This is a genomic window from Testudinibacter sp. 'clade 2' (genome assembly GCF_006227735.1).
GTDB lineage: Bacteria > Pseudomonadota > Gammaproteobacteria > Enterobacterales > Pasteurellaceae > Chelonobacter.
On the sequence record NZ_VDHB01000170.1, the window covers coordinates 1 to 7,690 of the forward strand.

Annotated in this window: 9 protein-coding genes; 7 read left to right on the top strand and 2 right to left on the bottom strand. The window is 44.7% G+C overall.

Annotated elements, in window-relative coordinates:
• Positions 1-100 precede the first annotated feature (100 nt).
• Positions 101-679 (top strand): TetR/AcrR family transcriptional regulator, encoded by a 579-nt coding sequence (locus FHQ30_RS11780; protein ID WP_139611109.1) that lies wholly within the window; start codon positions 101-103, stop codon positions 677-679.
• Between the two features lie 146 nt (positions 680-825).
• Here FHQ30_RS11780 and uvrA read toward each other — a convergent pair whose 3' ends face one another.
• Complete coding sequence (gene uvrA / locus FHQ30_RS11785) at positions 826-3,657, bottom strand: excinuclease ABC subunit UvrA (protein WP_139611108.1); 2,832 nt, start codon at positions 3,655-3,657, stop codon at positions 826-828.
• A gap of 167 nt (positions 3,658-3,824) precedes the next feature.
• Between uvrA and ssb the strand changes: the two genes are divergently transcribed.
• A complete protein-coding gene (gene ssb / locus FHQ30_RS11790; RefSeq protein ID WP_139611107.1) occupies positions 3,825-4,325 on the top strand; it encodes a single-stranded DNA-binding protein in 501 nt (166 codons plus the stop codon).
• 64 nt (positions 4,326-4,389) lie between these two features.
• Here ssb and FHQ30_RS11795 read toward each other — a convergent pair whose 3' ends face one another.
• Positions 4,390-4,548: a DUF1328 domain-containing protein gene (locus FHQ30_RS11795; protein WP_139608386.1), complete on the bottom strand. Its 159-nt coding sequence runs from the start codon at positions 4,546-4,548 to the stop codon at positions 4,390-4,392.
• A gap of 214 nt (positions 4,549-4,762) precedes the next feature.
• Here FHQ30_RS11795 and FHQ30_RS11800 point away from each other — a divergent pair, with 214 nt between their 5' ends.
• The 5 genes from FHQ30_RS11800 to fabI all read left to right on the top strand — a co-directional run bounded on the left by FHQ30_RS11800 (position 4,763) and on the right by fabI (position 7,611).
• Positions 4,763-5,518: a Nif3-like dinuclear metal center hexameric protein gene (locus FHQ30_RS11800; RefSeq protein ID WP_139611110.1), complete on the top strand. Its 756-nt coding sequence runs from the start codon at positions 4,763-4,765 to the stop codon at positions 5,516-5,518.
• A gap of 108 nt (positions 5,519-5,626) precedes the next feature.
• On the top strand, positions 5,627-5,938 hold the full coding sequence (locus FHQ30_RS11805) for an ElaB/YgaM/YqjD family protein (protein ID WP_132967453.1): 312 nt from the start codon (positions 5,627-5,629) through the stop codon (positions 5,936-5,938).
• A 62-nt stretch (positions 5,939-6,000) separates the two neighbouring features.
• Positions 6,001-6,393, top strand: coding sequence for a phage holin family protein (locus FHQ30_RS11810; RefSeq protein ID WP_176552625.1), 393 nt, complete (start codon positions 6,001-6,003; stop codon positions 6,391-6,393).
• Between the two features lie 11 nt (positions 6,394-6,404).
• Complete coding sequence (locus tag FHQ30_RS11815; RefSeq protein ID WP_139611105.1) at positions 6,405-6,683, top strand: hypothetical protein; 279 nt, start codon at positions 6,405-6,407, stop codon at positions 6,681-6,683.
• Between the two features lie 139 nt (positions 6,684-6,822).
• Positions 6,823-7,611: an enoyl-ACP reductase FabI gene (gene fabI / locus FHQ30_RS11820; RefSeq protein WP_139611104.1), complete on the top strand. Its 789-nt coding sequence runs from the start codon at positions 6,823-6,825 to the stop codon at positions 7,609-7,611.
• Positions 7,612-7,690 lie beyond the last annotated feature (79 nt).

The following is a 7,690-nucleotide window of genomic DNA, read 5'->3' on the forward strand; positions in this document are numbered from 1 at the left end:
AATGATAATAGATAGTATTTATGATTAATTTGCTTAAAAACCCTGTTTTAATTATGCTTACTACTATCAGATAACACGAATTACTAAGAGACACCCAACAATGAGCAAATCCGCTGTCATACAACAAACCGCACTTCAACTGTTTTCACAACAGGGGTGGAAACGGGTTTCTGTCGATGAAATTTGTCAACAAGCAAAAGTCAGCCGAGTGACATTTTATAAACATTTTAAAAATAAAAAAGCGCTGCTTAAACAGTTACTATTTGAGCAAAAAGAAGAGGTGCGATTGCGGTTCTTGGATTTTTTAAAACAAGAAATATCATTGGAAACTATCATCAGCCAAATTTTTAAAATGCAAGAAGAGGCGCTGAATGGGCTGTACTCGCAGCCCATGCAGGCGGATTTTCAATACCATTCAGATGAAGAAATGCGGTCTTTTTTTACCACAATGGAGCAAGAAAAATACCGTTTTATGTCTCATTTTTTTCAACAATTACAAACTAAACGAATTATCCAACAAGATTTTCCGATCGCGCTAATCAGCGTGTTCACCCGCAAAATTGATGAACTACGAACCGATCCACAGCTTTGCAACTTATATCGGGGCAAAGAACACCAGCTGAACATTGACGCCTTGCAGCTGATGATGTACGGTCTTGCTTATAAAAAAGAAAAATAACACTATTCAAAACCAACAAATTAAAGTCTGTTGATGTTCAACTTTTTGACAGTAAACACCGCAGCCAATAATACCGATGTCCGCTGCGGTGGGAATTAACTGCTTTAACTATATGTTAAACTTTTGATCTTATAAACCGCACTTTACTATTCTCTGGCTAAAATCGGTGCCAAAAATCTTGCCGTATGCGATTCGGTATTTTTAACCAGCTGTTCCGGCGTGCCTTCAGCGATAATTTGCCCACCGCCATCACCGCCTTCCGGACCAAGATCGATAATCCAGTCTGCGGTTTTAATCACATCCAAATTGTGTTCAATCACCACAATGGTATTGCCTTGATCGCGCAAGCGGTGCAATACGCCCAACAACTGTTTAATATCAGCAAAATGCAAGCCGGTGGTTGGCTCGTCTAAGATATACAGCGTCTTGCCGGTATCACGCTTCGACAGTTCGGTTGCCAGTTTCACCCGCTGCGCTTCGCCGCCTGATAACGTCGTAGACGATTGCCCCAGACGAATATAGGATAAGCCGACATCCATTAAGGTTTGCAGTTTACGTGCAATCATCGGCACCGCGGCAAAAAATTCCAGCCCCTCTTCCACCGTCATCTCTAAAATCTGGTGAATGGTTTTGCCTTTGTAGCGAATTTCCAAAGTTTCACGGTTATAGCGTTTACCTTTACAGTGGTCGCAAGGCACATACACATCCGGCAAGAAGTGCATTTCCACTTTAATCACGCCATCGCCTTGACAGGCTTCACAACGCCCACCGCGTACGTTAAAACTAAATCGTCCCGGATTATAGCCGCGCGCCCTCGCCTCCGGCACACCGGCAAACAGCTCACGAATCGGCGTGAACAGCCCGGTATACGTCGCTGGATTGGAGCGAGGCGTACGCCCGATCGGACTTTGGTCAATATCGATCACCTTATCGAAGTGTCCTAATCCATCAATACTCTCATAAGGTGCAACTTGAGTGTTTTCTGCTCTATTCAACGCATTTTGCGCCAACGGAAATAAAGTATCGTTGATCAAGGTTGATTTACCTGAACCTGATACACCGGTGATACAGGTAAATAAACCAACCGGAATCGCCAGATCAACATGTTTTAAATTGTTGCCGCTGGCGCCTTTCAACGTCAGCCATTTGCTCTTATCCACCACAGTACGCTGTGTCGGAATTGCAATTTTTTCTTCGCCAGAGAGGTATTTTCCGGTCAATGACGCTTTATTTTTCATCAATTGTTTAGCCGTGCCGCTGGCAACGATTTCACCGCCATGCACGCCGGCACCCGGTCCGATATCAATAATGTGATCGGCCGCCATAATTGCATCTTCATCATGCTCTACTACAATCACAGTATTGCCTAGATCGCGTAGATGAATCAGGGTTTTCAGCAAGCGTTCGTTATCCCGTTGGTGCAGCCCGATTGACGGTTCATCGAGCACATACATCACCCCAACCAAGCCGGCACCTATTTGGCTGGCAAGGCGAATCCGCTGTGCTTCACCGCCGGACAGGGTTTCTGCCGAGCGGGAAAGCGAAAGGTAATTCAACCCGACATTCACCAAGAATGATAACCGCTCTTTAATCTCTTTTAAGATTTTTTCCGCAATTTGCGCCCGTTGCCCACTGAGTTGTAGATTTTCAAAAAAAGTTAACGCATTGCCAATACTGCGTTCAGCCACATTCGGCAAATTAAATTGATCGATAAAAACATGACGCGCCTCCGTCCGCAGACGTGAACCGCCACAAGAAGTACAAGGACGCGTGCTGATATTTTTTGCCAGCTCTTCACGCACCGCATTCGATTCGGTCTCTTTATAGCGACGCGCCATATTATTCAAAATACCCTCGAATGGGTGACGGCGCAGGGTGATATCACCACGATCATTCACATACTGGAATTCGATTTCGTCATCACCGGAACCGTTCAGCACCACATCTTGAATGCTTGGAGACAACTGTTCAAACGGGGTATTGATATCAAAAGCGTAGTGTTTTGCCAACGAACTCAACATTTGAAAATAGTAGAAATTTCGTTTATCCCAGCCTTTAATCGCACCGCTTGCCAACGATATTGCTGGATTTTGAATCACCCGTTTTTCATCAAAATATTGCTGAACTCCTAGGCCGTCACAACTCGGGCAAGCGCCTGCCGGATTGTTAAACGAGAACAAACGGGGTTCCAGCTCTGCCACCGAATAGCCGCAATGCGGACAAGCAAAATTGGACGAGAACAACAGCTCTTCAAGATTTTCTCCTTCCATCGGCGCTACCACAACCGTACCGCCCGACAGCTCAAGTGCGGTTTCAAATGATTCCGCCAAACGGTTCGCCAAATCTGACCGCACTTTGAAACGATCGATCACCACTTCAATGGTATGTTTTTTCTGTAATTCCAGCGTCGGCGGGTCGGACAAATCGCAGATTTCCCCGTCGATTCTGGCACGGATGTAACCCTGTGCGGCAATATTTTCTAATAATTTTACATGCTCGCCTTTGCGCTCTTTCACCACCGGCGCCAACAGCATCATCCGACTGCCCTGCGGCAGCTCCAGCACTTTGTCTACCATCTGGCTGATGGTTTGCGCCGTCAACGGCACATCGTGAGTCGGACAGCGCGGTTCACCCACTCTGGCAAACAGCAAGCGCAAATAGTCATAAATCTCCGTGATGGTGCCGACCGTCGAACGCGGATTGTGCGAGGTCGATTTCTGTTCAATCGAAATGGCCGGTGACAGCCCTTCAATATGATCAACGTCCGGTTTCTCCATCAATGACAAAAATTGGCGCGCATATGCCGACAGCGATTCAACATAGCGTCGCTGCCCCTCTGCATACAGTGTATCAAATGCCAAAGAGGATTTGCCCGAACCGGAAAGCCCGGTGATCACCACCAGTTTTTCTCTCGGAATGGTCAAGTCAATATTTTTTAAGTTGTGGGTACGGGCGCCACGAACCTCAATTTTATCCATAGTTTTATCTCGATTACTTTATCAATTTGGAATGATTATCGCACAAATAAAAAAACTGTGTAAATATCCAGTATATTTTTTATTTTAAAGGGTGATTTTTTTTTCATTTTCAGGCAACATAGAGCCCTATCAAACTCGCTATCAAAATATGAAAACAAGAGGATATTATGGCAGGTGTAAATAAAGTTATTATTGTCGGCAACTTAGGTAACGAACCGGAAATCCGTACTATGCCGAACGGCGAAGCTGTTGCCAACATCAGCGTGGCAACCAGTGAATCTTGGCGCGATAAAAACAGCGGTGAAATGCGTGAAATCACTGAATGGCACCGGATCGTGCTGTACCGCCGCCTAGCCGAGATTGCCGGCGAATACCTGCACAAAGGCAGCAAGGTCTATGTTGAAGGTCGCCTACGCACCCGTAAATGGCAAGATCAAAATGGTCAAGACCGCTACACCACCGAAATTCAAGGCGACAGCCTACAAATGTTAGATTCGCGTGGCGATCGCGCCCAAAGTGGTGGCTATGCACCACAGCAAAGCGGCGGTTATGCTCCACAGCAGCAGTCTTATGCGGCTCCGGCTTCTCGCCCAGCTCAACAAACCACAGCAAAACCAGCGGCTCAACCAGAACCGCCAATTGATTTTGATGATGATATTCCATTCTAACGCTTAGCTAAAATCTATTGAATAGATCCGGTACCTGTTTTGAAAATATTGTTTCGGCAGGTGCCTAGCGTTTCCTACCAAAAAGAAAAGACAATACGGCTAAGATCAGGAAAGCAAAGAACAGTATTTTCGCAATGCCAACCGCACTTCCGGCAATACCACCGAATCCTAACGCCGCCGCAATTAATGCGATGATAAAAAAGATCACTGAGTAATGTAACATATCATTCTCCTTGTATAAGGTTAACTTGTATAAGGTCAAAATGAATCGTCGCGCCATCATATAGAGTTGGATTACAGCATGACCCCAATAGATATAGCATAAAAATCTGCATGATAGCAAATCCTTACGCCAGTTATGCTATAGTAATACCAAGAAAATACCTTGTGTGCTTTGCTTAGCATATATTTCAATTTAAGGATTACCAATGACAACAATAAATAACTTGGACTTAGAACGCATTTTAAATCAAGAACTTAATATTGAAGCCATAACCGATTACGCCCCTAACGGCTTGCAAGTGGAAGGCAAAAGTGCGGTCAAGAAAATCATCACCGGTGTAACCGCCTGCCAAGCTCTGTTGGATTATGCGGTGGCACAGCAAGCGGATGCGGTGCTGGTGCACCACGGCTATTTTTGGAAAAATGAATCGCCTTTAATTCGTGGCATGAAAGGCAAACGCATTCGCACCTTGCTGGTGAATGAGATTAATTTATACGGCTATCATTTACCCCTTGATGTTCACCCGACTTTAGGCAACAACGCCTTATTAGCACAAATGTTGAATGTTAAAAATTTACAACCCCTTGAAAAAAGTGCGGTGTCGATTCCAATTTACGGCGAGCTGCAAACCGCACTTTCAGCAACAGAATTGACTGAGCGCATTCGCACTGCATTACAACGTGAACCACTGCACTGTGGTGACAATGCTCCGGATAAAATTCGTACCATTGCTATCTGCACCGGAGGTGGTCAAGATTATATCGATCTCGCCGCCGCACAAGGGATTGATGCCTTTATCACCGGCGAAGTATCGGAACGCACCATTCATTCGGCTAGAGAGCAAGGCATCCATTTTTATGCTGCTGGACACCACGCTACCGAGCGCTGTGGTATTAAAGCACTCGGTGAATGGTTAGCACAGTATTATAAGCTGGATGTGGAGTTTAAAGACATCGATAATCCGGCGTGATCGACTACGTAAATTTGTAAATTTCATGATTCCGCTTTGATTTTATTAAAACAATCGCTTAGGATAAAACCTGACCATCGTTAATATCAACCAAATGGAGAAAATAGTATGAGTAATGATTTTGATACCAAACGTGAACAACTACTTTCCGAATTACAAGATATTCTACAAACTGCTGAAGAATTATTTGACGAAGGCAAAGACGTCAGCGCCGATGAGTTTAAAAAGCTGAAAAAACGGCTGACAGAAAAATCCGGCAGCTATCGCCAGCAGTTAGATGATTTACAGGAAAAATTCTCTGCCAAAACTCGGCAAGCGGCTAAGCAATCCGATGCTTTAATTCAAGATAATCCATATAAAGCGATTGGGATTGCAGCCGGTGTAGCATTTGTAGCCGGTTTACTAATCAACCGTAAATAATTCGGAGCATATGTGGAAGCTGCCCAGTCAGCTTCCCGATATTTCTTGATATGGGAGATAGCATGCAAACGATCACTAAAATTAAATCCGGTATAAAAAATAGTCTGATAACCGCTCTTGAGCTGCTGAATGTGCGGTTGGAGATGGCAAAACTTGAATTTAACGAACAAAAAGAACAGCTTATTTTTATCCTGATTTTATCTCTATTCGGCTTCTTATTGCTGCTGTTCGCCGGATTCAGCTTATTTTTTGCCTTAAACGCCTGGCTCCCCGAATCCCAAAAATTCAGCGTTTTTGCCTCCATCAGTGTCGGCTGCCTGTTTGTAGTCATCGTTTTAGCCGCATTAATCATCCGCGCTATCCGTCGTCAACGTGGATTTTTAGATTCCACACTAAAAGAGCTCAAACTTGATATTGCCGCCATCAGACAGAGTATTAACGCAAAGCATAATTAGGAGATCGGTCTATGTCGTCCACTCAAGAGAAAGCATTAGAAAAAGAGCTGTTGCTGCTAAAAGGTGAAGTATTACGCAGGAAGTTTAATCTGCAAACACAACAAACACGCCGTGAAATCCGACAGCCGTTCTATTATTTAAAAACTATTTCACACCCGATTATCCGCTCTTCGCTGATCTCGCTCTCTACCCGCATCTTGTTAGGACGCAGCAAATGGTTAATATTACCCGCTATTGGCATTGCTTCATTTCTAGCACTTAAAAATAATTCAGATCAAACAAACGATTAATCACGACTTTATTTTAAAGAGTAATCACCCTAGGTCACTTTTCTGTGTGCTTTTTCTAGCGTGGAGCCGGTGGAAAGGGTATAATTTGCTGGTTCATGTCATATCAATGATTCTTTTACATTAAATAGGAAACAGTTCTATGGGTTTTTTAACAAATAAACGTATTTTAATTGCCGGGGTTGCCAGCAATCGTTCAATCGCCTACGGGATCGCTCAAGCTATGTTTGAAGCCGGTGCAGAATTGGCGTTCACTTATCAAAACGAGAAATTAAAATCGCGTGTGGAAGAGTTTGCCAAAGATTTCAACTCCACTATCGTTATCCCGTGCGATGTCGCCAGCGATGCCGATATTGACAACTGCTTCCAAGAATTAGCCAAACACTGGGATAAATTTGACGGTTTTGTACACGCAATTGCCTTTGCACCGGGTGATCAATTGGACGGTGACTACGTGAATGCCGTGACGCGCGAAGGTTTCAAAATCGCACACGACATCAGCTCATACAGTTTCGTGGCGATGGCAAAAGCTGCGCGCCCAATGTTGAATGCCGGTGCAGGTTTAGTCACACTATCATACTTAGGCGCAGAGCGTGCGATCCCAAATTACAACGTGATGGGCTTGGCGAAAGCCTCTTTGGAAGCCAATGTGCGCTTTATGGCGAACGCAATGGGCAAAGAAGGCATTCGTGTCAATGCAATTTCTGCCGGCCCGATCCGCACTTTGGCGGCTTCCGGCATCAAAAACTTCAAGAAAATGCTGTCACATTGCGAAGCTGTCACCCCATTACGTCGTACAGTCACGATTGAAGATGTGGGCAAAAGTGCGGCATTCTTGTGTTCCGATCTGGCTTCCGGTGTGACCGGCGAAGTGTTGCACGTTGACGGCGGCTTCAACATTGCTGCGATGAACGAATTAGAAGCGCAATAATATTATCGAGTAAGATTATACTCAGGGCGGATAACTATCCGCCCAAGACTGCTGACAAAGGTTAAAATACACGATTAAT

Bases quoted from the DNA above. Each gene is read 5' to 3' on its own strand.
- FHQ30_RS11780 (WP_139611109.1), top strand. From the start codon at position 101: ATGAGCAAATCCGCTGTCATACAACAAACCGCACTTCAACTGTTTTCA.
- uvrA (WP_139611108.1), bottom strand. From the start codon at position 3,657: ATGGATAAAATTGAGGTTCGTGGCGCCCGTACCCACAACTTAAAAAAT.
- ssb (WP_139611107.1), top strand. From the start codon at position 3,825: ATGGCAGGTGTAAATAAAGTTATTATTGTCGGCAACTTAGGTAACGAA.
- FHQ30_RS11795 (WP_139608386.1), bottom strand. From the start codon at position 4,548: ATGTTACATTACTCAGTGATCTTTTTTATCATCGCATTAATTGCGGCG.
- FHQ30_RS11805 (WP_132967453.1), top strand. From the start codon at position 5,627: ATGAGTAATGATTTTGATACCAAACGTGAACAACTACTTTCCGAATTA.
- FHQ30_RS11810 (WP_176552625.1), top strand. From the start codon at position 6,001: ATGCAAACGATCACTAAAATTAAATCCGGTATAAAAAATAGTCTGATA.
- FHQ30_RS11815 (WP_139611105.1), top strand. From the start codon at position 6,405: ATGTCGTCCACTCAAGAGAAAGCATTAGAAAAAGAGCTGTTGCTGCTA.
- fabI (WP_139611104.1), top strand. From the start codon at position 6,823: ATGGGTTTTTTAACAAATAAACGTATTTTAATTGCCGGGGTTGCCAGC.